The organism is Streptomyces sp. SudanB52_2052, assembly GCF_964272415.1.
GTDB lineage: Bacteria > Actinomycetota > Actinomycetes > Streptomycetales > Streptomycetaceae > Streptomyces > Streptomyces olindensis.
The window spans coordinates 5,270,394-5,297,347 of the sequence record NZ_OZ186796.1; the positions used below are offsets into that span (position 1 = coordinate 5,270,394).

The 26,954-nt window shown below is 72.0% G+C and carries 23 protein-coding genes and 1 pseudogene; 10 read left to right on the forward strand and 14 right to left on the reverse strand.

What is annotated here, in order from left to right; genetic code table 11:
• Window positions 1-121: 121 nt before the first annotated feature.
• A complete protein-coding gene (locus ACSUPV_RS23580; protein ID WP_436948502.1) occupies window positions 122-1,444 on the reverse strand; it encodes a M6 family metalloprotease domain-containing protein in 1,323 nt (440 codons plus the stop codon).
• 318 nt (window positions 1,445-1,762) lie between these two features.
• Here ACSUPV_RS23580 and ACSUPV_RS23585 point away from each other — a divergent pair, with 318 nt between their 5' ends.
• The gene (locus tag ACSUPV_RS23585) at window positions 1,763-2,407 is read left to right on the forward strand and encodes a TetR/AcrR family transcriptional regulator (RefSeq protein WP_031113348.1); all 645 of its coding nucleotides are present in this window, start codon (window positions 1,763-1,765) and stop codon (window positions 2,405-2,407) included.
• Window positions 2,408-2,571: 164 nt separating this feature from the next.
• Window positions 2,572-4,113: an MFS transporter gene (locus ACSUPV_RS23590; RefSeq protein WP_031113347.1), complete on the forward strand. Its 1,542-nt coding sequence runs from the start codon at window positions 2,572-2,574 to the stop codon at window positions 4,111-4,113.
• A 244-nt stretch (window positions 4,114-4,357) separates the two neighbouring features.
• Here the strand turns inward: ACSUPV_RS23590 and ACSUPV_RS23595 are convergent, their stop codons facing one another.
• Window positions 4,358-4,891: a MarR family winged helix-turn-helix transcriptional regulator gene (locus ACSUPV_RS23595; RefSeq protein ID WP_031113345.1), complete on the reverse strand. Its 534-nt coding sequence runs from the start codon at window positions 4,889-4,891 to the stop codon at window positions 4,358-4,360.
• A 90-nt stretch (window positions 4,892-4,981) separates the two neighbouring features.
• Here ACSUPV_RS23595 and ACSUPV_RS23600 point away from each other — a divergent pair, with 90 nt between their 5' ends.
• Window positions 4,982-5,767 (forward strand): dioxygenase family protein, encoded by a 786-nt coding sequence (locus ACSUPV_RS23600; RefSeq protein ID WP_436948503.1) that lies wholly within the window; start codon window positions 4,982-4,984, stop codon window positions 5,765-5,767.
• 11 nt (window positions 5,768-5,778) lie between these two features.
• On the opposite strand, the gene ACSUPV_RS23605 is transcribed toward ACSUPV_RS23600, so the two are convergent.
• Complete coding sequence (locus tag ACSUPV_RS23605) at window positions 5,779-6,297, reverse strand: GNAT family N-acetyltransferase (RefSeq protein ID WP_031113342.1); 519 nt, start codon at window positions 6,295-6,297, stop codon at window positions 5,779-5,781.
• Window positions 6,298-6,490: 193 nt separating this feature from the next.
• Here ACSUPV_RS23605 and ACSUPV_RS23610 point away from each other — a divergent pair, with 193 nt between their 5' ends.
• Together ACSUPV_RS23610 and ACSUPV_RS23615 are read left to right on the forward strand one after the other, a co-directional pair.
• Window positions 6,491-7,489 (forward strand): sigma-70 family RNA polymerase sigma factor, encoded by a 999-nt coding sequence (locus ACSUPV_RS23610; protein WP_031113341.1) that lies wholly within the window; start codon window positions 6,491-6,493, stop codon window positions 7,487-7,489.
• A 517-nt stretch (window positions 7,490-8,006) separates the two neighbouring features.
• Window positions 8,007-8,405: pseudogene (locus ACSUPV_RS23615) on the forward strand (TetR/AcrR family transcriptional regulator); the annotation flags it as partial.
• Between the two features lie 488 nt (window positions 8,406-8,893).
• Here the strand turns inward: ACSUPV_RS23615 and ACSUPV_RS23620 are convergent.
• Window positions 8,894-9,874: a helix-turn-helix transcriptional regulator gene (locus ACSUPV_RS23620; protein WP_037758860.1), complete on the reverse strand. Its 981-nt coding sequence runs from the start codon at window positions 9,872-9,874 to the stop codon at window positions 8,894-8,896.
• 62 nt (window positions 9,875-9,936) lie between these two features.
• Between ACSUPV_RS23620 and ACSUPV_RS23625 the strand changes: the two genes are divergently transcribed.
• The 4 genes from ACSUPV_RS23625 (at window position 9,937) to ACSUPV_RS23640 (ending at window position 15,550) form a co-directional block, all read left to right on the forward strand.
• On the forward strand, window positions 9,937-11,445 hold the full coding sequence (locus ACSUPV_RS23625; protein WP_037758633.1) for an MFS transporter: 1,509 nt from the start codon (window positions 9,937-9,939) through the stop codon (window positions 11,443-11,445).
• A gap of 151 nt (window positions 11,446-11,596) precedes the next feature.
• Entirely contained in the window at window positions 11,597-12,358 is a 762-nt protein-coding gene (locus ACSUPV_RS23630) for a DeoR/GlpR family DNA-binding transcription regulator (RefSeq protein ID WP_031113336.1), read from the forward strand.
• Window positions 12,355-13,302: a 1-phosphofructokinase gene (gene pfkB, locus ACSUPV_RS23635; RefSeq protein ID WP_436948504.1), complete on the forward strand. Its 948-nt coding sequence runs from the start codon at window positions 12,355-12,357 to the stop codon at window positions 13,300-13,302. The genes ACSUPV_RS23630 and pfkB overlap by 4 nt, the downstream gene beginning before the upstream one ends.
• A 163-nt stretch (window positions 13,303-13,465) precedes the next feature.
• Window positions 13,466-15,550: a PTS fructose transporter subunit IIABC gene (locus tag ACSUPV_RS23640; protein ID WP_436948505.1), complete on the forward strand. Its 2,085-nt coding sequence runs from the start codon at window positions 13,466-13,468 to the stop codon at window positions 15,548-15,550.
• A 276-nt stretch (window positions 15,551-15,826) separates the two neighbouring features.
• Here ACSUPV_RS23640 and ACSUPV_RS23645 read toward each other — a convergent pair whose 3' ends face one another.
• From ACSUPV_RS23645 to ACSUPV_RS23660, 4 genes are all read right to left on the reverse strand, one after another.
• Window positions 15,827-16,573, reverse strand: coding sequence for a DUF6227 family protein (locus ACSUPV_RS23645; protein ID WP_031117848.1), 747 nt, complete (start codon window positions 16,571-16,573; stop codon window positions 15,827-15,829).
• 180 nt (window positions 16,574-16,753) lie between these two features.
• Entirely contained in the window at window positions 16,754-17,971 is a 1,218-nt protein-coding gene (locus tag ACSUPV_RS23650) for a L,D-transpeptidase (RefSeq protein WP_436948506.1), read from the reverse strand.
• A gap of 207 nt (window positions 17,972-18,178) precedes the next feature.
• Window positions 18,179-19,219: a P1 family peptidase gene (locus tag ACSUPV_RS23655; protein WP_436948507.1), complete on the reverse strand. Its 1,041-nt coding sequence runs from the start codon at window positions 19,217-19,219 to the stop codon at window positions 18,179-18,181.
• A gap of 132 nt (window positions 19,220-19,351) precedes the next feature.
• On the reverse strand, window positions 19,352-20,581 hold the full coding sequence (locus ACSUPV_RS23660) for a low temperature requirement protein A (RefSeq protein WP_436948508.1): 1,230 nt from the start codon (window positions 20,579-20,581) through the stop codon (window positions 19,352-19,354).
• A gap of 56 nt (window positions 20,582-20,637) precedes the next feature.
• Between ACSUPV_RS23660 and ACSUPV_RS23665 the strand changes: the two genes are divergently transcribed.
• A complete protein-coding gene (locus ACSUPV_RS23665) occupies window positions 20,638-20,817 on the forward strand; it encodes a hypothetical protein (protein ID WP_031117852.1) in 180 nt (59 codons plus the stop codon).
• A 49-nt stretch (window positions 20,818-20,866) separates the two neighbouring features.
• On the opposite strand, the gene mscL is transcribed toward ACSUPV_RS23665, so the two are convergent.
• The 6 genes from mscL to ACSUPV_RS23695 all read right to left on the reverse strand — a co-directional run bounded on the left by mscL (window position 20,867) and on the right by ACSUPV_RS23695 (window position 26,782).
• The gene (gene mscL / locus ACSUPV_RS23670) at window positions 20,867-21,325 is read right to left on the reverse strand and encodes a large conductance mechanosensitive channel protein MscL (protein WP_031117853.1); all 459 of its coding nucleotides are present in this window, start codon (window positions 21,323-21,325) and stop codon (window positions 20,867-20,869) included.
• 126 nt (window positions 21,326-21,451) lie between these two features.
• A complete protein-coding gene (locus ACSUPV_RS23675; protein WP_436949934.1) occupies window positions 21,452-21,970 on the reverse strand; it encodes a hypothetical protein in 519 nt (172 codons plus the stop codon).
• 279 nt (window positions 21,971-22,249) lie between these two features.
• Window positions 22,250-23,083: an S-methyl-5'-thioadenosine phosphorylase gene (locus tag ACSUPV_RS23680; protein WP_031117855.1), complete on the reverse strand. Its 834-nt coding sequence runs from the start codon at window positions 23,081-23,083 to the stop codon at window positions 22,250-22,252.
• Window positions 23,084-23,269: 186 nt separating this feature from the next.
• On the reverse strand, window positions 23,270-23,581 hold the full coding sequence (locus ACSUPV_RS23685) for an FmdB family zinc ribbon protein (RefSeq protein ID WP_078650652.1): 312 nt from the start codon (window positions 23,579-23,581) through the stop codon (window positions 23,270-23,272).
• A 67-nt stretch (window positions 23,582-23,648) separates the two neighbouring features.
• Window positions 23,649-24,959 (reverse strand): MFS transporter, encoded by a 1,311-nt coding sequence (locus ACSUPV_RS23690; RefSeq protein ID WP_037758643.1) that lies wholly within the window; start codon window positions 24,957-24,959, stop codon window positions 23,649-23,651.
• Between the two features lie 266 nt (window positions 24,960-25,225).
• Window positions 25,226-26,782, reverse strand: a complete 1,557-nt coding sequence (locus tag ACSUPV_RS23695) for a potassium/proton antiporter (protein WP_078650669.1) — start codon at window positions 26,780-26,782, stop codon at window positions 25,226-25,228.
• Between the last annotated feature and the right edge of the window lie 172 nt (window positions 26,783-26,954).

Consider the following 26,954-nt stretch of genomic DNA (forward strand, 5'->3'; position numbering starts at 1 on the left):
CTCGGGGGTCTCGGGCATGGGCTTCGCTGGCATCGGCTCTCCGGTACGGCGGTCGCGGCACGCCTACGGTAATCCGGACTCGGCTCGGCGGAGGGACCGCCGGTCGGCCGCTGATCCGGCCCTACTCCCTGGTCACCCGTACTCGATAGCCCCCGTCCGGCCCCGCCTTCGCCCCCACCACCGTGATCACGACCCCCCTCCGCGCGTCCCTGAACGTCTCCCCGGCCCTGAACGGCGCGTCCGAGAGTTCCGCATGGACGTTCGGGGCCCGGGTGCAGCCGCCGCTGTCGCGGCGGGAGTCGTGGACCGTGACCGGGCCCATGCCCGTGTCGACCTCCGCGTCGACCTTGTAGATCAGGATGCCGGGGCGGCACACGGTCTCGTCGTTGCCCGCGCGAGTGCGCAGTTCGACGGCGTAACTGGTTCTGGTGTTCAGGGGGACGACGACCAGCTTGGGGCCCCCGGCCCGGGCCAGCGGTGTCAGGGTGTACTCCGTGGTGCCGGGGGAGGCCGCGCAGTGCACCTGGTCGGCGTCCAGCCAGCCCAGTTTCCACTTGTGCCAGCCGAGGAAGTCGTTGTTGGCGCCCCAGTCCTCGCTCATGATGTCCCAGTGGCCGACCGCGCCCCCGCCCTCCGCGGTGTACAGGTCGGGCAGGCCGAAGACGTGGCCGTTCTCGTGGGGGAGGACGCGGTAGCCGGTGCGGCCGTAGGAGCCGGAGCCGTCGTCCTGGCGGGAGTAGACGAACGAGGCGTTGGCGAGGGGGACGCCGTCCGCACGCGGGGCCTCGGGGTTGCCGGCGAAGGTGACGGACAGGACCGTGTCCAGGGCGGAGGGGCCGGCATTGGGGGTCACGAGCACGTTCAGCAGGTCGTAGTTGCGGAAGTCCACCTTCGGGTCGGCGGCGGCGACGATGTCCCGGACCAGCCCGCGGTAGCCCGGGTCGAAGGGGGCGCCCCGCTCTATGCCGTAGTCGCGGAAGGACTTGGGCATCCGCAGCCAGGACGGGATCGGGGTCTCGGGGCGGTAGTCGAGGCGGCCGTAGGAGCTGATGCGGAACCACTGGCGGGTCTGCGGGAAGAACTCCCGGAAGCGGTTCAGGGCCCTGCCCTCGCCGGGAGCGTCGGAGAAGTCGATCATCAGGGTGAGGGCGCGGACGGTGCCGGTGGAGCGGGCGTAGCCGTCGGAGGTGGGGATGCCCTCGGACATCTGGACCTCGCGGGCGCCGCGGATCATGCAGGGGCCGTGCGCGGAGTCGCGGGAAAGGGCGATCGGGCCCGCTCCGGCCGCCGTGCTGCCCGGGGCGAGGCGGCCCGTGCCGGCCGAGGTGCTCACCGTGAAGGTCAGGGCGGTCACGCAGGCCAGCGCGGCCAGGCGGCGCCGGGATATCCGGCGGCCGAGCGGCCCCGCGCTGCCCGTCCGGGGGCGCCGGGGCTGCGGCTGCATGGACGTGACCTGCAAGGGACCTCCCGCGCCGTGGCAGCCGCCGGTGTCCGACTGCACCCTTGCGATCACCCTGCGTCGCGGGGTGTGGAGGCGCGCGCTGGAGAAGACCGGTCGTGGGTTTCCGGCGGGTAGCTCCGCCGGACCGGGGCGCAGCTCCTGCATGTGGGCCAGGTCACAGATAAATTCCCCGACGGTGGGAAATACCGGGGACCCACTCCCCGTTTAGCCATGTGTCGAGCGAAACGGGGAGGCCTTCCCCGGATCCCGGCCCGACAGTTCGAGATCTCAGTACCACTCACCACGAACCAGGAGTACGCCGTGCAGACCGCCACCCCCGTACAGCGCAAGGCGCCCCGGCCGCGCGCCGACGCCCTGCGCAACCGGGAGCGGATCGTCACCGCCGCCCGGGAGATGTTCGTCGAGCACGGCCCCGAGGTGCCGCTCGACGAGATCGCCCGCCGGGCCGGCGTCGGCAATGCCACGGTGTACCGCAACTTCCCGGACCGCGACGCGCTGGTCCGCGAGGTCGTCTGCTCCGTCATGGACCGTACGGCCGCCGCGGCCGAGCTCGCGCTCACCGAGAGCGGCGACGCGTTCGAGGCGCTGGAGCGCTTCGTGCACGCCGCCGCCGACGAGCGGATCAGTGCCCTGTGCCCGATGGTCTCCAGCACGTTCGACCAGCACCACCCGGACCTGGAGGCCGCGCGTGAACGGGTCGAGTCACTGATCGCGGAGGTCATGGACCGGGCCAGGACGGCCGGACAGCTCCGCTCCGACGTGGACGTCGGAGACGTCATGATCGCCGTCGCCCAGCTCAGCAGGCCCCCGGCCGGTACGGACTGCTTCCGTGCCGACCGCTTCGTCCACCGTCATCTCCAGCTGTTCCTGGACGGGCTACGGGCTCCCGCCCGTTCCACCCTGCCGGGTGCGGCCGTGACCATGGAGGACCTGCGCCGCCCCTGACCGAGCAGCCCCTGACCGACCTGACCTGTTAGTTCAGTCCTCCCCGACCGTCTGAAACCGGAGTCTGAGGACCCGGCAACAGTCCCTACGGCCGTCCCCACAGGCACGAGCCGTTCCCTTTCGTCATCTTTTTTCCGTCACGAAGTCCCGAAGTGGGTACCTCCATGTCTGAAACAGCCTCAAAGGCTTCTGTGAACACCCCGGCCGAACCGGATCCGGGCCGCTGGAAAGCGCTCGTCTTCATCGCGCTCGCCCAGCTGATGGTCGTCCTGGACGCCACCATCGTGAACATCGCCCTGCCCTCCGCCCAGCAGGACCTCGGCATCTCCGACGGCAACCGGCAGTGGGTCGTCACGGCCTACGCCCTCGCCTTCGGCGGTCTGCTGCTGTTCGGCGGCCGGATAGCCGACCTGTGGGGCCGCAAGAAGGCCTTCCTTGTCGGCCTGGGCGGCTTCGCCGCGGCCTCCGCGCTCGGTGGCGCGGCCACCAACGAGGCCATGATGTTCGGCGCCCGCGCCCTCCAGGGTGTCTTCGGCGCCCTGCTCGCGCCCGCCGCGCTCTCCCTGCTCGCCGTGATGTTCACCGACGCCAAGGAGCGCGCCAAGGCGTTCGGCATCTACGGTGCGATCGCCGGTGGCGGCGGTGCCGTCGGTCTGATCCTGGGCGGCTTCCTCACCGAGTACCTGGACTGGCGCTGGACGTTCTTCGTGAACATCCCGTTCGCCGTCCTCGCCGCGGCCGGTGCCTACTTCGTCATCCGTGAGCCGGAGGGCGGCCGCAACCGCTCCCCGCTCGACATCCCCGGCGTGATCCTGTCCACCCTCGGCCTGGTCGCCCTCGTCTACGGCTTCACCCGCGCCGAGTCGGACGGCTGGAGCGACTCCGTGACCGTCGGCATGTTCGTCGCCTCGGCCGTGCTGCTGCTGGCCTTCGTGGTCGTCGAGTCCAAGGTCAAGGCGCCGCTGCTGCCGCTGCGCGTGGTCACCGAGCGCAACCGCGGGGGCGTCTACCTCTCCCTCGGTCTCGCGATCATCGCGATGTTCGGCCTGTTCCTCTTCCTGACCTACTACCTGCAGATCGTGAAGGGCTACTCGCCGGTCAAGACCGGGTTCGCCTTCCTGCCGATGATCGCGGGCATGATCACGGGCTCCACCCAGATCGGCACCCGCCTGATGACTCGGGTCGCGCCGCGCCTGCTGATGGGCCCGGGCTTCCTGGTCGCCGCGCTCGGCATGCTGCTGCTGACGCAGCTGGAGATCGGCTCCTCGTACGCGGCCCTGCTGCTGCCCGCGATGCTGCTGCTCGGCCTCGGCATGGGTACGGCGTTCATGCCGGCCATGTCGCTGTCCACCCAGGGCGTCGAGCCGCGGGACGCCGGTGTCGCCTCCGCGATGGTCAACACGTCGCAGCAGGTGGGCGGCGCGATCGGCACGGCCCTGCTGAACACCATCGCCGCCTCGGCGACCACCTCCTACATCGCCGACCACATCGTGGGGGCGACCAGCCGGTCCCAGCAGCAGCTGGTCCAGCTGGAGGGCATGGTGCGGGGCTACACCAGCGCCATCTGGTTCGCCGTCGGCATCCTCGTGGTGGCCGCCGCGATCGCCCTGACCTTCGTCAACGCCGGCCGCCCGAACATGGCCGCGGTGACCGGCTCCGACGAGGGCGCGGCGGACGAGGTGCAGATCCCGGTCGTCGCCCACTGACGGCCGTACCGGGAAACACCCCTTCGGGCCATCCGTAGGCACGGGGAAGGGGACGCCCCGCACCTACGGAATCCAGGACCTGCCCCGGCTCCCGTGTGAGTGGAGCCGGGGCAGGTCCGTGCTCGCTCCCGTGTGAGTGGAGCCCGGGCAGGTCCGTGCTCGCTCCCGTGTGAGTGGAGCCGGGGCAGGTCCGCGCTCGCTCCCGCGTGAGTGGAGCCGGGGCAGGCCCGCTCCCGGTCCCGCGTCAGCGGAGCCAGGGCAGGTCCGCGCCCGCTTCGGTCGGCTGGAGTCCCTCGGCGATGATCCGCATGATCTCGCCGAGGGACTTCTGCTGTTCCGGGGTGAGCCGGTCGAAGACCGCCTGGCGCACGGCCTCGACATGGCCCGGCGCGGTCCGCCGCAGCACCTCGTAGCCCTCCTCCGTCAGCACGGCGAACTGGCCCCGCTTGTCGTCGGGGCAGTCCTCGCGGCGCACCCAGCCGTTCTTCTCCAGGCGCGCGATGGCGTGCGAGAGACGGGAGCGGGTGATCTTCGCCAGCATCGCCAGCTCGGTCATCCGCAGCCGCCGCCGCGGCGCCTCGGCGAGCTTGACCAGGAGGCCGTAGTAGACGTGCGGCATGCCCGCGTCGCGCTGGAGCTGACGGTCGAGATGGTCGTCGAGGAGGGTGGCGCCCTCCATGAACGAGCGCCAGACGCGCTGCTCCTCGTCGGTGAGCCAGCGCGGTTCCTGGGGCTCCGCGGTGGAGCCGGTTGCCGGTGCGGATGCGGGTGCCTTCATGTGTTCCACTCTACGTGGCCCCTCCTTGAACTTTAAACAAATGGCCCGTACAGTTTTGTTAGGGAACCATGTTTTGGAAGGAGCCGCAGCATGTCGGCCGCCACCCAGGAGCGCATGCCCGCTCTGTACCTCAGCCACGGCGCCCCGCCCCTGGCGGACGACCCGGTCTGGCCCGGTGAGCTGGCCGCCTGGTCCGCCGAACTGCCCCGGCCCAAGGCGATCCTGATCGTCTCCGCCCACTGGGAGGAGGCCCCGCTCGCCCTCGGCGCCACCGAGACCGTCCCGCTCGTCTACGACTTCTGGGGCTTCCCGGAGCACTACTACCGGGTGACGTACGAGGCTCCCGGCGCACCTGAGCTCGCCGAGTCCGTACGGAAGCTGCTGCGCGCCCCCGGCATGCCCGTCCAGGACGTCCCCGACCGCGGCCTCGACCACGGCGCGTACGTCCCGCTGGTCGAGATGTACCCGGAGGCCGACATCCCCGTCCTCCAGGTCTCCATGCCGACGCTCGACCCGGTCCGGCTCATGGAGATCGGCCGCAGGCTCGCCCCGCTGCGCGACGAGGGCGTGCTCATCGTCGGCTCCGGCTTCTTCACCCACAACCTGGCCGCGCTCCGGCAGGGCGGCACCCCCGCCTGGTCGGCCGAGTTCGACGACTGGGGCCGGCGGGCGCTGGAGGCGCGGGACGTGGACGCCTTGCTCGACTTCACCCGCACGTCGCCCGCCGGGCGGCTGGCCCACCCGCGCACCGAGCACTTCGCCCCGCTGTTCGTCACCATGGGCGCGGCCGACGCGGCCGGTGAGCTGGGCGCCCAGAAGTCGGTGATCGACGGCTTCTGGATGGGGCTGGCGAAGCGGTCCGTGCAGTTCGGCTGAGGCCCCCGGGTCTACAGCGGCTTCTCGTACCAGGCCACGTCCCAGTACCGCCCGAACTTGCGGCCGACCTCCCGGTACGTGCCGACGTGCCGGAAGCCGAAGCGCTCGTGCAGCCGGGCCGACGCCTCGTTCGGCTGTGCGATGCCCGCGTAGGCGCGGTGCAGGTCCTCGCCGGACAGGGCCTCGAAGAGCGCCTTGTAGAGAAGGGTGCCGATGCCCCGGCCGCCGGCGTCCGGGGCGACGTACACGGTCGTCTCCACGGAGGTCGCGTAGGCGGGCTTCGCCCGGAAGGGGCTGGATGTGGCGTAGCCCAGAATTCCCTGTGTGTCGCGGTCCACGGCAACCCTCAGGCGGTACGGCCCGTCTTCAGGGTGGGAGAGCAGCCAAGGGCGGCGCTCCTCCGGAGTGAAGATCACGGTGTCGAATGTGATCGCTGTCTCACGTACGTAGTGGTTGTAGAGGGCCGTGAGGGCTTCGAGGTCCTCCTCGACTCCCGGCCTGACCTGCACCTCTGTACGTTCCGACGGCATCTCGCCTCCCTGCGTGGCCGGACAGGGTACTGCATGATCAGAAAAATCGGGGGGCGGGTTGGGAATTCTGTCCTGATTCCAGTCGTTGTTTCCATCGGATGCAGGGCACCCGAGGAGAGTCCGGAGAGTCCCGGAGACGGAGTCCAGCGTCCGAAGGACCACCCGCTGACCTCACCATCGCAAGGGAGCACGCATGGCAACCCGTGCCGTCGCCCGTCGTCAGTCCGCCACCGGCGAGACGGTCGACGCGGCAAGCAGTGTTCGCGCCCATGGCGGCGAGATCGCCGACCGCGACCTGGTCGGCATGTACCTCGACGAGATCGCGCGCACACCGCTGCTCGACGCCGCCAAGGAAGTCGAGCTGTCCCAGGTCATCGAGGCGGGTGTGTTCGCGCGGCAGGTCCTCGACGGGTACGAGGAGACCAAGGCGGACGCCACCCGCGAGGAGCTGGAAGCCCTGGTCGCCGACGCGGAGCGGGCCAAGGACGTCTTCATCCGCTCCAACCTCCGCCTGGTCGTCGCCGTGGCCCGCCGCTACCCCCGCAGCGGCCTGCCGCTGCTGGACCTGATCCAGGAGGGCAACGCCGGCCTGGTCCGCGCGGTCGAGAAGTTCGACTACCGCAAGGGCTTCAAGTTCTCCACGTACGCCACGTGGTGGATCCGCCAGGCCATCACCCGCTCGATAGCCGACCAGTCCCGCACGATCCGCCTGCCCGTCCACCTCGTGGAGGAGCTCGGCCGGATCCGCCGTGTGCAGCGCGAGTTCAACCGTGAGCACGGCCGGGACCCGGAGCCCGCGGAGATCGCCGCCGAGCTCGGCTCGACGCCGGAGCGCGTCACCGACGTGCTGGACTGGGCCCGCGACCCGGTCTCGCTGAACATGTCGGTGGACGACGAGGGCGAGACCCAGTTCGGCGACCTCCTGGAGGACACCTCGGCGGTGTCGCCCGAGCAGTCGGTGCTCACGCTGCTGCGCAGCGAGGAGCTCGACGACCTCATCGGCCGCCTCGACCAGCGCACGGCCTCCATCATCAAGATGCGCTACGGCATCGAGGACGGCCGCGAGCGCACGCTGACCGAGGTCGGCAAGGAGCACGGCCTGACCCGCGAGCGCATCCGGCAGATCGAGAAGCACGCACTGCTGGAGCTGAAGAAGCTGGCCCGCAGCACGGGGTTCGACGCGGCGGCGTGACGTCGGCGAGCACGGTGAGCGTCCGGGCGCACCGCTCGTGCCCATGGCCTGTGGGTGACGGGCAGTGTACGCCCGGTGGCGACCGCGTACGCCGGGTGGCGAAAGACCGCGCAAACATGGCGTTGTAACGCCGCTTCAACCCGCAGGGCTCCGGGAACAAGACTTCCGGGCCCACCAGTTCGGGCCCGGGGCCACGCCCCTGGCCCCTCAGAGCCAAGTCCCGTCGCACTCCCCCCGGCGCCGGGACTCTCCCAAGGCCGGGCTTCGGCGTCCCTCCCCCCGGGCGCCGGGGCCCGGCTCTCTTCGTGCCGGGAGTCCTCGCCGGCGGAGTGCTGGTCACGACGGAGTGCTGGTCACGGGCAGAGTGCTGGAGGGCGGGCCACCCCGTACCTGAACCACGGGGTGGCCCGCCAGATGGCAGATTGTGTCACATGGGCATAGCCTGCAGGGCGTGAGCAGCACCACCCCGACCCCGCCGCAGGCCTCGCTGACCGAGCGGCGGAAGGCCGAGACGCGGATGGAGATCGCCCGGGCGGCGGCCGGTCTCTTCGTACGGCACGGCCTGCGCGCCACCCGCGCGGAGGACATCGCCCAGGCCGCGGGCATCGCCCCGCGGACGTTCTACCGGTACTTCGCGACCAAGGAGGAGGCCGTCGCCCCGCTCTACGCGGCCGGCGCGCAGCGCTGGGTGGCGGCGGTACGGGCGGCTCCCGCCGACGCGGGCGTGCTCCAGGCCCTGGAGGAGGGGGTGCGCCACACCCTCACGCCGGGGGTCGGCGTCTCGGCGTCCTCCTGGGAGTGGGTCCGCACACTCCTGCGCCTGGCCGAGGCGAACCCCTCCCTGCGCAGGGTGTGGGCGGAGGTGTGCCAGGACTCGGAACGCCTGCTGGGGGAGGTCCTGGTGGAACGGGTGACACGTGTCGGGACGGCCGGGGGTTCTGCGCGTGCCCTCGGTGACGACAACGTTGCCCGGACGCTGGAGGCGGGGGTCGGCGTGCCGCGATCCGGGGCTCGCGCGTCGGAGACTGGGGCCGGCGTGCCGCGATCCGGGGCTCGCGCGTCGGAGACTGGGGCCGGCGTGCCGCGATCCGGGGCTCGCGCGTCGGAGACTGGGGCCGGCGTGCCGGGTTCCGGGGCCCCCGCCCCGGAAGCCGGGGGCGCCATGCCGCGCCCAGGTGCCCCCACCCCGCGACCTGGCGCCACCGTGCCCGAACCGCGCTTCGCCGCCGCCGTCGCGAGTGCCGCCGTGCGGGCCGCGCTGGAGGGCTGGGCCGAGGGGGACGGGCCCGTGGAGGGCCCGGGGAGCCCGGCGGAACTGGCGCTGCGCAACCTCGCGGCGCTACGGGACTTCCCGTGGGGGCCGTGACGCGGGAAGTCGGGCCGTGACGCCGCGGGTCAGGCAGGTCATGCCCCGTCGGTGGTTCCCCCCGCCGCCCTGCTCAGCCGGGCCCCCAGCTCCCGTACGGCCGTCACGAGTTCCTCCGGTCGGCGGACCGTGAAGTCGCACTCCAGCATCGCGAGGCGGAACGCCACCCACTGCACGGCGTCCCCGACGGAACCCCGCAGGCGGCTGCTGCTCTCGTCCAGCGGCTCGGGCGTGCCCAGCCACCTCGGCAGCCGAGCGGCGACGACGTCGGCGGGCGCGGCGAACTCGACCTCGAAGTCGTAGGACTCCTGGTGCCGCTGCATCGACTGCCGCAGGTACTCCGCCGCACTCCCCGTCGGCAGCTCGCGCGGCATGAACCGCGCCCCGGTGGCGAACGGTTCGCTCACCCGGTCGACGCGGAACGTGCGCCAGTCGTCCCGGTCGATGTCGTACGCCACCAGGTACCAGCGCCGCCCCGTCGACACCAGCCGGTACGGCTCGGTCAGACGCCGCGACTCGGTGCCGTCCGCCGCCCGGTAGGCGAACCGCAGCCGCTCGTGCCCGGCCACCGTCGAGGCCATGACGGTCAGCGTCTCGGGCGCGATGCTCGGCCCGTCCCCGCTGGTCAGCGGGGTCGTCGCGGCCTGAAGTGTGGTCACGCGGTGGCGCAGCCGGCCGGGCAGCACCTGCTCCAGCTTGGCCAGCGCCCGTACCGACGCCTCGTCCAGGCCCTCCACGGCGTGCCCGGCCCCGGCGCGCAGCCCGACCGCGATGGCCACCGCCTCCTCGTCGTCCAGGACGAGCGGCGGCATGGCCTTGCCCGCGACCAGCCGGTAGCCGCCGTCGGCGCCCTTGGTGGCCTGCACGGGGTAGCCCAGCTCACGCAGCCGGTCGATGTCGCGCCGGACCGTGCGGCGGGAGACCCCGAGCCGGTCGGCGAGCTCGCCGCCGGGCCATTCGCGGGGCGTCTGGAGGAGGGAGAGGAGCGTCAGCAGCCGGGCCGGTGTGTCCGTCGTCATACCGATGAGGATGCCGTACGAGTAGGACATGATCTGACCTAATGGCACCCTAGCTTCGAGGTATGACCTCCACCGAGCAGACCCTCAGTACCACCGCGGGCGGCGGCACGGACCGCCGTCGCTGGTTCGCCCTCGCGATCGTGATGACCGCGGCCTTCATGGACCTCGTCGACGTCACGATCGTCAACATCGCCATCCCGTCGATCCAGCGGGAGGAGGGCGCCTCCTTCAGCCAGATCCAGTGGATCACCGCCGGATACGCCCTCGCGTTCGCCGCCGGGCTCATCACCGGCGGGCGGCTCGGCGACATCCACGGCCGCAAGCGGATCTTCCTCGTCGGTATCGGCGGCTTCACCGTGGCCTCCGCGCTCTGCGGCCTCGCGGTGAACCCGGAGATGCTGGTCGCCGCCCGCTTCCTGCAGGGCGGCATGGCGGCGCTGATGGTGCCGCAGGTGCTGTCGATCGTGCACGCGACCTTCCCGGCGCACGAGCGGGGCAAGGTCTTCGGGCTGTTCGGGGCGGTCGTCGGACTCGGCGCGGTGTCCGGTCCGCTGCTGGGCGCGCTGCTGACCGAGTGGAACCTGTTCGGGTGGGGCTGGCGCTCGATCTTCCTGATCAACCTGCCCGTAGGGGTCGCCGGGCTGATCCTCGGCGGCCGTTTCATCACCGAGTCCAAGGCGCCGCGGGCCCTGAAGCTGGACCTGGTGGGCGTCGCGCTCGTGACGCTGGGCCTGCTGATGCTGCTCTACCCGCTGATCCGCGGCCGCGAGCTGGGCTGGCCGGTGTGGGGGTACGGGTCGATGGCCGGCGCGCTCGTCGTCCTCGCGGCGCTGGTGGCGTACGAGCGGCGCAAGAGCGCACGGGACGGCTCCCCGCTGGTCGAGCTGTCGCTGTTCCGGGTCAAGAGCTTCGCGGCGGGGATCGCCGTGCAGACCGTCTTCGGTGTCGGGCTCGGCGTGTTCTTCCTGGTGTGGACGCTGTACATGCAGGTCGGGCTGGGCTGGAGCCCGCTGAAGGCCGGGCTGACCGGGGTGCCGTTCTCGATCGCGGTCTCCGTGGCCGCCGGGATGTCGGTGCAGAAGCTGGTGCCGCGCTTCGGGCGCAAGGTGCTCCAGGCAGGCGCGCTGGTCATGGCGGCCGGGGTGCTGCTCTACGTCTGGGAGTCCGCGCACTACGGCCTCGCCGTGACCCCGTGGCAGATGGCCCTGCCGCTCGTCGTGATGGGCGTCGGCATGGGCCTGATCGTGGCACCGCTGACCGACGCGATCCTCTCCGAGGTGCCGCGCGAGCACGCCGGTTCGGCGTCGGGGCTGATCAACACCGTGCAGCAGATGGGCAACGCGCTCGGGCTGGGGCTGGTCTCGGTGGTCTTCTTCGGCACGATCTCCGAGCACCTGCGGCCGGAACAGGTGGGTCCGGCCTTCGCGGACGCCTTCCGGAACGCGCTGGGCTGGGTGGCCGTGGTGATGGTCGCCATCTTCCTGCTGATGTTCGCGCTGCCGAAGCGGCCCGCGCAGCACGTCGAGGGGGAGCAGGCACCGGCTGGGCATCAGGAACCGGCGCTGGTCTGACGACGGGGGAACGGGCCGGCACCGCAGGGTGCCGGCCCGTCTGCGTTTCCGATCACGCCCGATTGGGTCCGAACCTGTTTACTTTGCGGAAATCTCGGCGTAGCCTCCCGCTGAAACCACACGTTCGGGCACGAGGCGGAGGCGAACAGACATGTACGCACCGGAACGGCAGCAGGAGATCCTCCGGCTCGCCCGTGACGGCGGCCGAGTGGATGTCGTGTCGCTGGCCGAGGAGTTCCAGGTGACGGCGGAGACGATCCGCCGGGATCTGAAGGCCCTCGACCGCGCCGGACTCGTCCGCCGGGTGCACGGCGGGGCCATCCCGGTCGGGCGCCTCGACTTCGAGCCGGACATCGCCGAGCGGGAGTCGACCGCGGCCGACGAGAAGGACCGTATCGCCAAGGCGGCCCTCGCGGAGCTGCCGAGCGAGGGCACGATGATCCTCGACGCCGGCACGACGGTGGCCCGGATGGCCGCCGCCCTCCCGCTGGAGGCCTCGCTCACCGTCGTCACGCACAGCCTGCCCATCGCGGCCCGCCTCGCCGACCACCCCGGCATCCAGCTCCACCTCATCGGGGGGCGCGTACGGCACCGCACGCGCGCCGCCGTGGACGCCTGGGCGCTGCGGGCCTACGGCGAGATCCGCGCCGACGTGCTGTTCGTGGCCGCCAACGGCTTCTCCGCCGAGCACGGCCTGACCACCCCCGACCTCGCCGAGGCCGCCGTGAAGCGCGCGGCTGTGGCCGCCGCCCGCCGCGTGGTGCTGCTCGCCGACTCCTCCAAGCACGGCCAGGAGCACTTCGCCCGCTTCGGCGACCTGAGCGATGTGGACCTGCTGATCACCGACAGCGGGCTGAGCCCCGAAGACGCCGTCGCGATCGAGCGCGGCGGCACGGAAGTAGTGCGCGCATGATCCTCACCGTCACCCCCAACCCGTCCCTGGACCGCACCTACGAGGTGCCGTCCCTCGACCGCGGCGAGGTCATCCGCGCCACCGGCGAGCGGATGGACCCGGGCGGCAAGGGCGTGAACGTCTCGCGCGCGGTCGCCGCGGCCGGGCAGCGCACGGTGGCGGTCCTGCCCCTGGGCGGCGCCCCGGGCGCACTCGTCGCCGACCTGCTCGACGCGCAGGGCATCGAGGTCGCGCCGGTCCCCGTCGCCGGAGCCACCCGCTCCAACATCGCCCTCGCCGAGGCCGACGGCGTCCTGACGAAGATCAACGCGCCCGGTCCGGAACTGTCCGAGGCCGAGCGGGAACTGCTCCTGGAGACCGTACGGCAGCAGTCCGGCGAGGCCTCCTGGATCGCCTGCTGCGGCAGCCTCCCGCGCGGCCTCGCCCCCTCCTGGTACGCCGAACTGGTCGCCCGCACGCACGCCGCCGGGGCGCGGATCGCCCTGGACACCTCAGGGCCCGCGCTGCTCGCGGCCCTGCGCGAGCGGCCCGACGTGGTCAAGCCGAACGCCGAGGAACTCGCGGAGGCCGTCGGCCGCCCCCTCGCCACCGTCGGCGACGCCGTGAAGGCGGCCGAGGAACTGCGCGAGAGGGGCGCCCGGGCCGTCCTCGCGAGCCTCGGCGCGGACGGACAGCTGCTGGTGTCCGACGAGGGCACCTGGTTCGGCAGCGCCCGGGTGGCCGCCGTCCGCAGCAACGTGGGCGCCGGCGACTCCTCCCTCGCCGGTTTCCTGATCGCCGGCGGCAGCGGCCCCGAGGCCCTCGCCTCCGCGGTCGCCCATGGCGCGGCGGCCGTCCAGCTGCCCGGCAGTGTCATGCCCAAGCCCGGTGACCTGGACCCGGCCGCGGTGACGGTCACGGCGGACATCCCGGCGGACCGCGTGTTGAAGGAGCCGGTGTCATGACGTACTTCGAGCTGCCCGGACCGGCCCGTGAGCGGCGAGTCTCCCCGTTACTCCCCGCCCGCACCCCCGCCTCCGCCCCCACCCCCGTCACCCCCCACCGCACCCCCGTCCCCACCCCCGCCCACCCCACTGACCGGGCGATACGCGTGCTAAGGAGCCCGCGATGAGCGACATGATCACCGCGGACCTGGTCGATCTCGACCTGTCCGCCGACACCAAGGAAGCGGCGGCGCGATCCCTCGCCGAGCGCATGGTGGCCCTGGGCCGGGTGACCGACCTGGACGGCTTCCTCGCCGACGTGGCCGCCCGCGAAGCCCAGATGCCGACCGGCCTCGACGGCGGCATCGGCATCCCGCACTGCCGCAGCGAGCACGTCACCGAGCCGACGCTCGCCTTCGGGCGCAGCGCGGCCGGCATCGACTTCGGCGCCGCGGACGGCCCCGCCGACCTGATCTTCCTGATCGCCGCGCCGGCCGGCGCCGACGACGCCCACCTGACGATCCTGTCGTCCCTGGCCCGGCAGCTGATGAACAGCGAGTTCACCGACGCCCTGCGCGCGGTGGACGACGCGGCGGCCGCGGCGGCGCTGATCCGCGGCGACGAACCCGACGCACCCGCCGAAGCGGGGGCCGAAGACACCGTGGCGTCGGCGGGAGCGGCCTCTTCCGCCGCCGCCACGGTCACCGACGACGCCACGGCCGGTGGTGACGGCACGGCCGGTGGTGACGGCACGGCCGGTGGCGAGGAGCGCCCCTTCCGGATCGTCGCCGTCACCTCCTGCCCCACCGGCATCGCCCACACCTACATGGCGGCCGAGTCGCTGGAGAACGCCGGCCGCGAGGCGGGCGTCGAGATCACCGTCGAGCCCCAGGGCTCGGCCGGCTTCACCCGCCTCGACCCGCAGGTCATCGCGGCGGCCGACGCCGTGATCTTCGCCCACGACGTGCCCGTACGGGAGAAGGAACGCTTCGCCGGCAAGCCGACCGTCGACGTCGGCGTGAAGGCGGGCATCAACCGCCCCGCGGAACTCATCGCCGAGGTCCGCGAGAAGGCCGCCCGCGGCGAGGTCACCTCCGGCTCCGCCCCGGCCAGCCCCGTGGAGCGCTCCGGCGACTCCGGCGAGGGCTACGGCACCAAGCTGCGCAAGTGGCTGATGTCCGGTGTCAGTTACATGGTGCCGTTCGTCGCGGCGGGCGGTCTGCTCATCGCCCTCGGCTTCGCGATCGGCGGCTACAAGGTCGACAAGGCCCCGTCGGTGATGGAGCACTTCATCTGGACGCAGGCCGACAGCTGGGCGGCCCTGCTCTTCCAGATCGGCGGCGTCGCCTTCGGCTTCCTCGTCCCGGTCCTGGCCGGCTACATCGCCTACGGCATGGCCGACCGGCCCGGCCTCGTGCCCGGCTTCGTCGGCGGCTCGATCGCACTCACCATCAACGCCGGCTTCCTCGGCGGTCTCGCGGCCGGTCTGATCGCCGGCGGCGTGGTGATGGCGATCCAAAAGGTGAACATCCCGGCGGCGCTGCGCGGCATCATGCCGGTGGTGGTGATCCCGTTGATCTCCTCGGCGATCGTCGGGTTCCTGATGTTCGTCGTCATCGGCAAGCCCATCGCCGAGGCGCAGAAGGGCATGACCGACTGGCTGAACGGCCTGTCCGGCTCCAACGCCATCCTGCTCGGTGCCCTGCTCGGCCTGATGATGTGCTTCGACCTCGGCGGTCCCGTCAACAAGGTCGCCTACACCTTCGCCACCGCCGGTATCGCCGTCGCCAGCCCCAGTGACTCGGCGATGAAGATCATGGCCGCGGTGATGGCGGCCGGCATGGTCCCGCCGCTGGCGATGGCCCTGGCGACGACCGTGCGCAGCAAGCTCTTCAACCAGACCGAGCGCGAGAACGGCAAGGCGGCCTGGGTGCTCGGCGCCTCCTTCATCTCCGAAGGCGCGATCCCCTTCGCCGCGGCCGACCCGCTGCGCGTCATCCCCGCCTCGATGGCGGGCGGCGCGATCACCGGCGCCCTGTCGATGGCCTTCGGCGCCACCCTGCGCGCCCCGCACGGCGGCATCTTCGTGGTCCCGCTGATCGGCAACCCGTTCCTCTACCTGATCGCGATCGCCGCGGGCGTCTGCGTCACCACCGCCCTGGTGATCGTCCTGAAGGGCATGCGCAAGCAGGCCCCCGGCGTCACGCCGGCCTCCGGCGAGGGCGCCGCGGCCCAGGCGGCGGAGCAGAAGCAGCCGGTGGCGGCATAGGGAGCTGGGCCCCTTTGGGGCACTGTGATCCGTTCATGCCACCTGCGAGATAGATCACGAAAATCACGGCCCGGGACCGAAGTCCCGGGCCGTGGTGTCTACTGGGGCGCATGCCCGAGCACGTCTCCCGATGGCCCGAAGGCCACCCTCTCCCCGCCCTCCCGCAGCAGCGGCAGACGGGGCCCCGGTCGGAGTCCGTGGAGCTGACCTCCGAGGAGAGAGACGCTTTCACGGAACTGGTCCGGCAGCTCGGCGACAGAAGCGCCTAGGACCCGTTCAGGAGAGCTGCGCCGCCCGCCGCTCCATCGCCTCGCGCGCCGCGTCCTCGCTGGCGTACACCTCGCACATGTGCCGCCCGTCCGGCGTCGCCGTGTGCTCGACCTCCCAGAGGGAGATCTCCGCGCCGTCGCGCAGCAGGAACGCGTGCTCGTAGAGCGAGAAGCCCAGCCCCGCCCGGCCCGCGCGGCACGGGCGGCCGAAGGCCTGGGTGATCTGGTGACCGGACGCCGTGGCCAGCAGGGCCGCCGTGTCCGCGCCCGGCCGGTCCGCGTTCTCCGCCCGGCGCAGTAAACGGCGCGCGTGGTCCGCGGAGTCGTCCCGGGCGTAGGCGTGCCGCGGTGGGGCGACCGGGGACAGCTGCACCGTCACCGGCAGTTCGAAGTCAGGGGCGTCCGGGGGCAGCGGCAGCCGTGCGGTGGCGGCGCGCAGCTCCTCCTCGTCCACGTACACCTCGTGCTGCGGCTCGCTGCCCGGCGCCGTGTTGTGGACGAGCTCCCACAGGGTGAGTGCCGAGCCGTCGGCGAGCAGCCACGTGTGCCGGTACGTCTCCCGGTGCAGGCCCGCGCTGTGGTGCGCGGAGTGCAGCGAACCGTCGTGCGCCAGCGCGCAGTCCAGCAGCCTTATCGTCTCGTCCGGCAACTCGAAGGAGTTCAGGGCACGGCCGAGGAGTCGCGCGAGGTGCTCCTCCGGAGACTCGGGCGAGTCGTGGGGTTCGTACGCTGCCGTCTCGTACGGAACGCTCAAGGTTTCTCCCGGCGTTGCTGCATGTCACCTTGTGGGTGCATACCGTAGCCCCTCGGTCGGACATCATGTCCGGGAACCGAGAAAACGTACGTCCGGGAAAACGCGCGGGCCGCGCGAAAAGTTCCCGCGCGGCCCGGTCGGTCCGTCAGAATCCCCAGCTGGGGCCCTACTCGAAGTCGATCAGGAGGCGCTGTCCGCGACCCACTGGCTCCACGGCATGTTCCATCCATTGAGCCCGTTGTCCGGCGACACCGTCTTGTCGGGGGAGTTCTTCACGATCACCACGTCCCCGATGAGGGAGTTGTCGTAGAACCACTTGGCGGGCGTGTTGCCCCCGGCGCCCTGGACGTCCGCGAGGCCGACGCAGCCGTGGCTGGTGCCCTGGCGGCCGAAGGGCGGGTTGCCCTTGTTGTACCAGTAGTTGCCGTGGATGAAGGTGCCGGACGTCGTCAGGCGCATCGCGTGCGGCACGTCCGGGATGTCGTACTCGCCGCCCAGCCCGACCGTCCGGCTGTTCATCCGCGTCTGGACGAACTTCTCCGAGATCACCATCTGCCCGTTGTACGTGGTGTGCTGCGGGCTGCCCGCCGAGATCGGGATCGTCTTGATGGTCTTGCCGTCCCGCACGACCGTCATCGTCTGGGTGTTGGCGTCCACCGTGGAGACCTGTGCGCGCCCGACGGTGAAGGTGACCGTCTTCTTCTGCACGCCGTAGACGCCGTTCGCGCCCTCGACGCCGTCCAAGTCGATCTTCATCGTGACCTTGGAGCCGGCCTTCCAGTACTCCTCGGGCCGGAAGTCGAGCCGCTGCCCGTTGAACCAGTGCCCCACGACCTTCTGCCCGCTGCTGGACGTGACCGTGATGTGCGCCTGCACGGTCTTGCGGTCGGTGATGGCCTTGTCGAAGGTGAACGACACCGGCATGCCCACGCCGACCGTGGTGCCGTCGTCCGGCGTGTACGTCCCGATGAAGCTGTTCGCCGACGTCACCGTGGTGAAGATCGAGTTGGCCGCGGCCGTGCGGCCGTCCGCGTCCTTCGCGGTCGCCGATATCTGGTACTTCGTGCCGCGCTCCAGCTGCTCCTTCGGCTTCCACACCTTGCCGTCGGCGGAGACCGAGCCCGGCACGGCCTGCCCGCTGTCCGCCATCGTCATCTTCACGTCGGTCAGCTTCCCGTCGCTGACCTTCACGCCGGTGGTGTTGATGGAGGCGCCGGTCGAACCGTCCTTCGCCGAGATGGCGATCTTCGCGACGGACGTCTTGGTGGCGCCCTTGCCGCCCTTCTCGTCGTCCTTGGCGTTGGCGCTGCCACCGCAGGCGGTGAGCGTCAGGGCGCCGACCATCAGGGCGGCACAGGCCCCCAGTGTGCGCCGCGCTGCAATGTCCGGCGTTGTCACGGGCTGCTCCCAGTTCGTGTGATGTGCGAGATCCGCTCCAGTACGTGAGGGAAGAGGGGGCGGGCGGCCGGTCGGGTTCCGTCCGTGCGCGGTGAACGCCGTCACGTGACAGAACCGCGACAAAGTCCCGTTCCGCTGTCGATCCGCTGTGCGCCGCGAGCCGGTTCGGCGGGACCGGTGCAGTGGGGCCGGTTCCGCGGGGCCGGTTCAGTGGGGCCCGTACAACTCCGCGTACGACGGCCACGTCCCGCCCGGCCCGTCGACCGTCTCCGCGGCCCGCACCGCCCGCACGATCGCCCGGGTCACGACGTCCGCGCCGGCGGCGAGGACCTCGTTGAGGGCGAGCGGGTTCGCGGCGTCCAGGGCGCGGTCTCCCGTCGCCAGGGAGAACACCGTGTCCCCGTCGTTGAGGAGGTGCACTGGACGCACCGCGCGGGCGATTCCGTCATGGGCCGTACCGGCCAGCTTCTGCGCCTGCGCCTTCGTCAGGTCCGCGTCCGTCGCGACCACCGCGAGCGTGGTGTTGAGCGGGGGAGGAGCGCTCCGCGCGGCCGTCCCGGCCAGGCGCCGCCGCGCGGCCTCGTGGACCCGCGCCTCCGGATACTCCACCCGCCCCTGGAACAACTCCCCGTACAGCACCCCCGTCTCCGGATCCACCACCGATCCCGCCGCGTTGGCCACCACCAGCGCCGCCACCGTGATCCCCGAGCCGAGCACGGTGCTCGCGCTGCCGACGCCGCCCTTCACCACTCCGACCACCGCGCCCGTGCCGGCGCCCACGCACCCCTGTGCCACCGGCGCGCCGGCCTCGCTCGCCGCGGCGGCCTCGACCGCGGCCCGGCCGGTGGCCGCGTCCGGCCGGGCCCGGAAGTCGCCGCCCCGGCCCAGGTCGAAGACGCAGGCGGCGGGCACCACCGGCACCACATGCGCCGGGTCCGCCCCGACCCGGATCCCGCGCCCCCGTTCCTCCAGCCACGCCATCACCCCCGACGCAGCGTCCAGCCCGTACGCGCTGCCGCCGGTCAGCACGACCGCCTCGACCTTGCGCACCACGTTGCGTGGATCGAGCGCGTCCGTCTCCTTCGTGCCGGGACCGCCGCCGCGCACGTCCACGGCGGCCACGGCGCCGCCCTCCGGGGCGAGCACGACCGTGGTGCCGGTGAGCCAGCCGTCACCGGCGCGGGTCGCGTGCCCCACGCGCAGGCCGGAGACATCCGTCAGAGCGTCAACCAGAGCCTCAACTGTCATGGCGCACAGTCTTCTCCAGTCGCCCCGGCTCGCGGGCGCACCCAGGCATGCCACGTCGTCGGCCCGCCGCCCGCCCCGGGCCGGCGGCACGCTCATCCGGCCGGCGCCGCCGCCCCCTGCCCCGCGCTCCGCTCAGCCGGCCGGCGCCGCCGATCCCCTGACCCGCGCCCCGCGGACGGCCAGTGTCTCGCCCGCCGCCACCGACAGCGCGCAGACCACGCCCGCCGCGAACACCGCCCAGTCGCCCAGGAAGCTGCAGCAGATCACCAGCAGTGCCGTCGTCGGCAGTACCAGCTGCTGGGTGAAGCCCGCCTTGAAGTGGCGCGAGTGCAGAGCCCACAGCATCAGCAGATAGAGGGCCGTCGGCAGGGTCACGGCGGCCGAGGCCGCGAGCGTGGAGATGTGTGCCTTGCCGACCGTCTGCTCCACCGCGACCTCCAGTCCGGCGCCGATCGCGGCCGCCGAGGCGAAGACGAGGTAGTGCCCGTAGCCCCACAGGAACGCCTGCCGGTTGGAGCGCAGATGGCCGTGGACGGGCACCACGAAGTAGAGCCACCACGCGGCGAAGACGACCAGCAGACCGCCTGCCGCGATGGGGAGGAGCTCGCCCAGCGCGTCGTTCTCGTCGATGCCCGACTTCACCGCGATCGTCGCCGCGGCGATCGTCTCGCCCAGCACGATGATGGTGAACAGCCCGTACCGCTCGGCGATGTGGCGCGGATGCCAGGCCGTGGTGTATCCCCGCTCCGCGATCGGCGGCACGCACATCTCCAGCAGCGCCATCACCAGGAACCACCAGGGCCGGGCACCCTCCGGCAGGAACAGCAGCCCCAGCCAGCCGACCTGGCACAGCAGCACGCCGCCGGCGTAGCGCAGGGCGGTCGTGCGCTCCGGGCCCTCGCTGGAGCGGGCCGCCCGCAGCCACTGCGCCACCAGGGCGAGCCGCATGACGAGGTAGCCCAGCCAGACCACGAGGAACTCGTGCTCCTCGAACGCCCGCGAGACCCCCGCCGCGAGGACCAGCACACCCGCGATCTGCACCAGCGTGACGACCCGGTAGAGGACGTCGTCGTTGTCGTACGCCGAGGCGAACCATGTGAAGTTCATCCACGCCCACCACAGGGCGAAGAACACCATCGCGTAGTCGACGATCCCCTCGCCCGCGTGTCCCTCGGCCACCGAGTGCACCAGCTGGACGCCCGCCTGGGCGACGGCCACGACGAAGCACAGGTCGAAGAAGAGCTCCAGCGGCGAGGCCGTCCGATGCGCCTCGTCGCGGCCGCGGGCCCGGAGCCTGCGCAGGGGGCCCCGGCCGCCGGGAGCGCCGGAGGGGGCGGGCGGGGGAGTGGTGCCGGAGGTCATGATTCCCAGCACAACAGAAGGCGCGGGGTTTTTCTCCGCGACCGTACCCTGGACGCATGAGCACCGCCCCCGAATCCGAGCCGCGCGAGCCGAAGCCCGCGCTGGTCTTCGACGACCCGCTCGACCAGCAGTCCTCCGACGACACCGACCGGGGCTGGGGCGAGCGCACCGACTCCGGCGGCGGCGCCGCCGACCTCAGGCGCTTCCTCGACGAGAAGCCGCCCCACCACCTCTGAAGCAGCCGGGCGGCGCCCCGTGCCCGCGGCGTGATCCGAGCGACAGGACCTAGGACCGGTCGTGTCCCGCACCGCGCTGTGCGACCAGCGCGTCCCGGATCTCCTTGAGCACCTCCAGCTCGGTCACCTCGATGACCTCCTGCGTGCCCTCCTTGGCCTTCCGGCGGGCCTCCACCCGGGCCAGGTACTTCGCCATGGGCAGGACCATCAGGAAGTAGACGACCGCCGCGGTGATCACGAAGCTCAGTGTGGCACCGAGGACGGAGCCCCACAGGATCTGGATGCCCTGCTCGCCCTCGCACGTCGAGCTGAGGCACGAACTGTAGTGGTCGAGGTTCTTGGTCCCGATGGCGCCGACGACCGGGTTGATGATCCCCTTCACCACGGCGTTGACGATGTTGGTGAAGGCGGCGCCGATCACCACCGCCACCGCCAGATCGACGACGTTCCCGCGCATCAGGAAGGCCTTGAAGCCCTCCCAGACACTCGGATCCTTCTTCTCGCTCACCTCGGGGCCTCTCCTCGCACAAGCAGCTTGTGGAACAAAACGCTCCGCAACCTACGTCAACACTGCGCCGAACTGAGCACCTGGGTCCCTCGAACGAGGGACTTGACGGGACCGTGCACAAGCCGATCACCACAACGTCACCGCCAGGCGCGCCGTGGCACTCGCGCCGGCCAGCCGGGCGGCGGTGGCGCGCGGCACCGAGAGCACGACCAGCGCACCGCCGTCGGAAGCGCCCTCCAGGGGCTCCGGCACCTTGGTCACCCTGGCCCCGCGCGCGACCACCCGGGCGTCGCCGCCCGTCACCGTCTCCTCGGCGGCGATGACGTCGACCCGGTCGCCGGGCCGCAGCAGCCGTACGGTGGCCGCGTCGGCGATCCGGACCGGGGCCGTCACCGCCCCCGCGGCGCGGCGTGGGGGCGCGGGCCGCTCACCGGACGGCACCGTGGTCGTGTGCGCGGGCGGGCGGGTCCGGGGATGCCCGCGGGCTCCCTCGGCGTCACGCGGCCCCGCCGCCACGAGTGCGGTCGCGGTGACCGCGAGCCCGACGGCCAGGGCCCGGCGCCGGTGCCGGGTGAGCCGGCCGGAGCGGCAGCGCCCGCCCACCCGTACCGGATCGAATCGCGGCACCTCGCGGGTCGCGGGCACCTCGGCCCCGGGCGGGCACGCGGGGAGGGACCACGAGGGAGACGAGGGCACGTACGAGGACCGAGCGAGGGACACGGAGACCACCACCTGCGACGAGGGACCGGCTTGCGCTCCCCACGATGAGGCTTCGCCGGCCCGGCCGCTCAGGCCTGTGGACGTACCGCCGCCCTGTGGACAACTCCCTCACCCGAACGGCAACTTCCGCTCCCTCGCCCCAACGGCGACTCCCGCTCCCTCACCCGAACCGCGGCCTCGCCGCCACTTCCCACCCGCAGAGCCCTACGGCAGCGCGAACCCCGGATCCATCCCGCCCAGCGCGCTCACGCACAGGCAGTCCCGTTCGTCCACCTCCGGCAGCCCGGCCACCGCGTCGAACAGCACCCCGCGCAACCGGTCCACGTTCGCCGAGAACACCCGCAGCACCTCGTCGTGCGAGACGCCCTCCCCGGTCTCGGCCCCCGCGTCGAGGTCGGTGACCAGGGTCAGGGACGTGTAGCAGAGCTCCAGCTCACGGGCGAGCGCCGCCTCGGGGTGGCCCGTCATGCCCACCACCGACCAGCCCTGCGCCTGGTGCCACAACGATTCGGCACGGGTGGAGAAGCGCGGCCCCTCGACCACGACCAGCGTGCCGCCGTCCACCGGCTCCCAGTCCCGGCCGCGCGCCGCCTTCAGCGCGACGGCCCGCCCGGCGGGGCAGTAGGGGTCGGCCAGCGACACGTGCACCACGTTCGGCACCGACCCGTCGGGCAGCGGCAGCCCGTCGAAGTAGGTGTTGGCGCGGGACTTCGTGCGGTCGACCAGCTGGTCCGGCACCAGGAGCGTGCCCGGCCCGTACTCGGGACGCAGACCGCCCACCGCGCAGGGGGCGAGCACCTGGCGCACGCCGACGGACCGCAGCGCCCACAGGTTGGCCCGGTAGTTGATCCGGTGCGGAGGCAGGTGGTGGCCCCGTCCGTGCCGCGGCAGGAAGGCGACTCGCCGGCCGGCGACCTCGCCGAGGAAGAGGGAGTCGCTGGGCGGTCCGTACGGGGTGTCGACCTGGATCTCGGTCACGTCGTCGAGGAAGGAGTAGAACCCCGAGCCGCCGATGACACCGATCCCGGCGCCCTCCACGTCCGGCCCGCCGCCGGTGCCCGCTCCGCCACCCGCGTTCGCCCTGCCCGCTCCGCCACCCGCGTTCACCGTGCTCGCCCCGCCACCCGCGTTCGCCTTGTTCGCCATGCCCGCACCATAACCGCATGCGGAAACGCCGAGGACCCTGCCGCCGGAAGGGCGACAGGGTCCCGCAGAGATCAGGCGTTACGCGGCGGTGGTGCTGCTGCTCGTGGAGCTGCTGCCCGCACTCGACGAGGAGCTCGACGAGCTCGACGAGTCGGAGGAGGACGACGAGGAGGAGCTCGATGACTTCGACGCCGGCGAGCTGCTCGACGAGGAGCCGCGGCTGTCGTTCCGGTAGAAGCCGGAGCCCTTGAAGACAATGCCGACCGCCGAGAACACCTTCTTCAGGCGGCCCTTGCAGCTGGGGCACTCGGTCAGGGCGTCGTCGGTGAACTTCTGCACCGCCTCGAGGCCCTCGCCGCACTCGGTGCACTGGTACTGGTAGGTGGGCACTGTCTTCCTCCTGGCACTCTCACTCGATGAGTGCTAACGACGGTCCATCTTGACGTATTCCGGCCGTTCAGTCCACTGCCACCGGCACGCGGTGACCCACGCCACGTGCGACGGTCCGGCCGTGGGCCCTCGGGGACAGCCGGGAACGCAGGGCCAGGAGGGTCGCCAGGGCGAGCACCGTGCCGCCCATCGGCACCAGGAAACCGGCGCCGTCCCGGAAGCGGTCCTCCAGCTGTCCGGCGACGGTGACGGCGGCGGCCTGGCCCAGTGCCACCGCGCCGGTCAGCCAGGTGAAGGCCTCGGTGCGGGCACCGGCCGGGACCAGGCTCTCGACCAGGGTGTAGCCGGTGATCAGGGCGGGCGCGATGCACATGCCGACCAGCAGGCCGAGGCCGGCCAGGACCAGGACCGAGTGGGCGGCCCACAGGCCCGACGCCGTGAGGGCGAGCGCCGTGTAGCCGATGACCAGGCGCCGCTGCGGGGCCGCCTTCCAGGCGATCGCGCCGCAGACGATCCCGGACAGCATGTTGCCCGCGGCGAAGACGCCGTACAGGACGCCGTTCAGGCCCGGCTCGCCGATCGACTCGGTGAACGCGGCCAGGGAGACCTGCATCCCGCCGAAGACCGTGCCGATGCCGAGGAAGGTCACGATCAGCACGCGCACCCCGGGAACGCGCAGCGCGGAAGCGTGCTCCACGCGCGCGTGCCCGCCGCCCGACACCGAGGGCTGGGTGCTCTTCTGCGCGGCGAACAGCAGACCGCCGATCAGGGTCAGCGAGGCCTCCGTCACCAGGCCGGCGGCCGGGTCGACGGCCGTGCACAGGGCGGTGGCCAGCAGCGGTCCGACGACGAAGGTCAGCTCGTCCGTGACGGACTCGAAGGCCGCCGCGGTGGTCATGAGCGGCGAGTCCTTGAGCGTGACGCCCCAGCGGGCCCGCACCATGGGGCCGATCTGCGGCACCGAGGCGCCGGTCGGGACGGCCGCGACGAAGACGGCCCACAGGGGGGCGTCGGACAACGCGAGCGTGGTCAGGGTCAGCCCGGACAGCGCGTGCAGCAGCACCCCGGGGATCAGTACGGCACGCTGCCCGTAGCGGTCGGCGAGGCGGCCGCTGTAGGGGGCGAACAGCGCCATGGAGACGCCGGTGACGGCAGCGGCGGCGCCCGCCGCTCCGTAGGAGCCGGTGGTGTGCTGCACCAGCAGCACGATGGAGATCGTCAGCATCGCGAACGGCTGGCGTGCCGCGAAACCGGGGAGCAGGAACGTCCAGGCGCCGCGGGTGCGCAGCAGCCGTCCGTATCCCGGGCGGGCGGAAGCCGTCGAGTTCTTCGAGGTCATCGAGTTCTTCGACTTCTTCGAGGTGACCGTGGACGCCACGGCCCGTGCCTTTCTGCCGCCTGGTAGCGCGGCCCGGTCAGCGGGCGGCGCCGAGAGCTGTCCTCTTGCGCGGAACTGCGGTAGATGCCGGGGCCCGGTGAGGAGGGGCGACCCGACCGCCATACGGTCGCGCCAGCTCTGCGTCAGGCAGAGGTGGTTCGATCTGGGTAGGCCTTCATCGTACAGGGATCACGTGCCGGTGCACCTGTGAAAGAGAGCACCGGCAACCCGCTCGCCTTACAAACACAAACGGCGCGAAACGCCTCTCAGCGGCTCGCCCCGTCCGTGCCCAGCCAGCCGGCCAGCTTGCCGCCGTGCCCGACCGCCCGCAGCCGGCTCTCGGTCGCGTCCCGGACGGGGTCCGTGGCGACCACGAGGAGCTCGTCCCCCCGCTGCAATATCGTCGTCGGCAGCGGGACGAAGGACTCGCCGCCGCGCACGATGAGCGTGACGGCGGCGCCGTGCGGCAGGCGCAGTTCGGCCACCTCCACGCCGTGCATCTTCGACTCCTGGGGGATCGCCACGGACAGCAGGTGCCCGCGCAGCCGCTCCAGCGGGGCCGACTCGATGCCGAGGTCGGCGGCCTCCGAGCCGTCGCCGAGGCGCAGTTTGCGGCCCAGCCACGGCAGTGTCGGCCCCTGGACCAGGGTGTAGACGACGACCAGGACGAAGACGATGTTGAAGATCCGGCGGCTGGCGTCGACGCCCTCCACCATGGGGATGGTCGCCAGGATGATGGGCACCGCCCCGCGCAGCCCCGCCCAGGACATCAGCGTCTGCTCCTGCCACGGCACCCGGAACGGCGTCAGGCAGAGCACCACGCTCAGCGGACGCGCCACCATGGTCAGCACGAGCCCGATGACCAGCGCGGGCACGATGTCGTCGCCCAGTTCGTGCGGCGTGACCAGCAGTCCGAGCAGGACGAACATGCCGATCTGGGCCATCCAGCCGAGCCCGTCGGCGAACCCGCGCGTGGCGGGCCAGTGCGGCAGCCGCGCGTTGCCCATCACCATCGCGGCGAGATACACCGCGAGGAAGCCGCTGCCGTGCGCCAGCGCGCCCGCCGCGTACGCCACCACGGCGATCGCCATGACCGCGATCGGGTAGAGGCCGGAGGCGGGCAGCGCCACGTGCCGCAGACCCCAGGCGCCGAGCCAGCCCACCGCGAGACCGATCGCCGCGCCGATCGCCAGCTCCAGCAGGATCACGCCCAGCAGCACGTACCAGTGGTCGACCGGGCCCGCCGTGGACAGCGAGACCACGAGGATGACCACCGGGGCGTCGTTGAAGCCGGACTCCGCCTCCAGCGTGCCCGTCACGCGCGCGGGCAGGGGGATCTTCCGCAGCACGGAGAACACGGCCGCCGCGTCGGTCGAGGAGACGACCGCACCGATGATGAGCGCCTGCCGCCACTCCAGGCCGATCAGGTAGTGGGCGGCCGACGCCGTGATGCCCACGCTCACCGCGACACCGGCCAGCGCCAGTGCCGTGGCGGCCGGCAGGGCCGGCTTGATCTCCTTCCACTTCGTGCCCAGACCGCCCTCGGCCAGGATCACGACCAGGGCCGCGTACCCGATGACCTGGGTCAGCTCGGCGTTGTCGAAGTGGATGTCCCCGATGCCGTCCTGGCCCATGGCGACGCCTATGCCCAGGTAGACGAGCAGGCTGGGGAGCCCGCTGCGCGAGGAGATCCGTACCGCTGCGACGGCGACGAGCAGGACGAGCGAGCAGACGAGCAGGAGCTGGTTGAGGTGGTGAACAGTCAGCGGCCGAATCCTTCCCTGGCCCTCGCGCACACGCGGGGGCTCACGTACATCGCACATGAAGCTGTGGCGCACCGCGCCAACTACTTCGTTACCTTACCTAACTCTTGACGATTTCTTGACGCTTCGGAGGGCAAGATCGAACGTCCGTCCGTGCCGGTTCCCGACTCCGCGTCAAGGGGCGCAAGGCCCTGCGCCTATCGTTGCTCCAGCGCTCAGTTAAAAGCACAGC

Bases quoted from the DNA above. Each gene is read 5' to 3' on its own strand.
- ACSUPV_RS23580 (WP_436948502.1), bottom strand. From the start codon at position 1,444: ATGCAGCCGCAGCCCCGGCGCCCCCGGACGGGCAGCGCGGGGCCGCTC.
- ACSUPV_RS23590 (WP_031113347.1), top strand. From the start codon at position 2,572: ATGTCTGAAACAGCCTCAAAGGCTTCTGTGAACACCCCGGCCGAACCG.
- ACSUPV_RS23595 (WP_031113345.1), bottom strand. From the start codon at position 4,891: ATGAAGGCACCCGCATCCGCACCGGCAACCGGCTCCACCGCGGAGCCC.
- ACSUPV_RS23600 (WP_436948503.1), top strand. From the start codon at position 4,982: ATGTCGGCCGCCACCCAGGAGCGCATGCCCGCTCTGTACCTCAGCCAC.
- ACSUPV_RS23605 (WP_031113342.1), bottom strand. From the start codon at position 6,297: ATGCCGTCGGAACGTACAGAGGTGCAGGTCAGGCCGGGAGTCGAGGAG.
- ACSUPV_RS23610 (WP_031113341.1), top strand. From the start codon at position 6,491: ATGGCAACCCGTGCCGTCGCCCGTCGTCAGTCCGCCACCGGCGAGACG.
- ACSUPV_RS23620 (WP_037758860.1), bottom strand. From the start codon at position 9,874: ATGACGACGGACACACCGGCCCGGCTGCTGACGCTCCTCTCCCTCCTC.
- ACSUPV_RS23625 (WP_037758633.1), top strand. From the start codon at position 9,937: ATGACCTCCACCGAGCAGACCCTCAGTACCACCGCGGGCGGCGGCACG.
- ACSUPV_RS23630 (WP_031113336.1), top strand. From the start codon at position 11,597: ATGTACGCACCGGAACGGCAGCAGGAGATCCTCCGGCTCGCCCGTGAC.
- pfkB (WP_436948504.1), top strand. From the start codon at position 12,355: ATGATCCTCACCGTCACCCCCAACCCGTCCCTGGACCGCACCTACGAG.
- ACSUPV_RS23640 (WP_436948505.1), top strand. From the start codon at position 13,466: ATGAGCGACATGATCACCGCGGACCTGGTCGATCTCGACCTGTCCGCC.
- ACSUPV_RS23655 (WP_436948507.1), bottom strand. From the start codon at position 19,219: ATGACAGTTGAGGCTCTGGTTGACGCTCTGACGGATGTCTCCGGCCTG.
- ACSUPV_RS23660 (WP_436948508.1), bottom strand. From the start codon at position 20,581: ATGACCTCCGGCACCACTCCCCCGCCCGCCCCCTCCGGCGCTCCCGGC.
- ACSUPV_RS23665 (WP_031117852.1), top strand. From the start codon at position 20,638: ATGAGCACCGCCCCCGAATCCGAGCCGCGCGAGCCGAAGCCCGCGCTG.
- ACSUPV_RS23695 (WP_078650669.1), bottom strand. From the start codon at position 26,782: ATGTGCGATGTACGTGAGCCCCCGCGTGTGCGCGAGGGCCAGGGAAGG.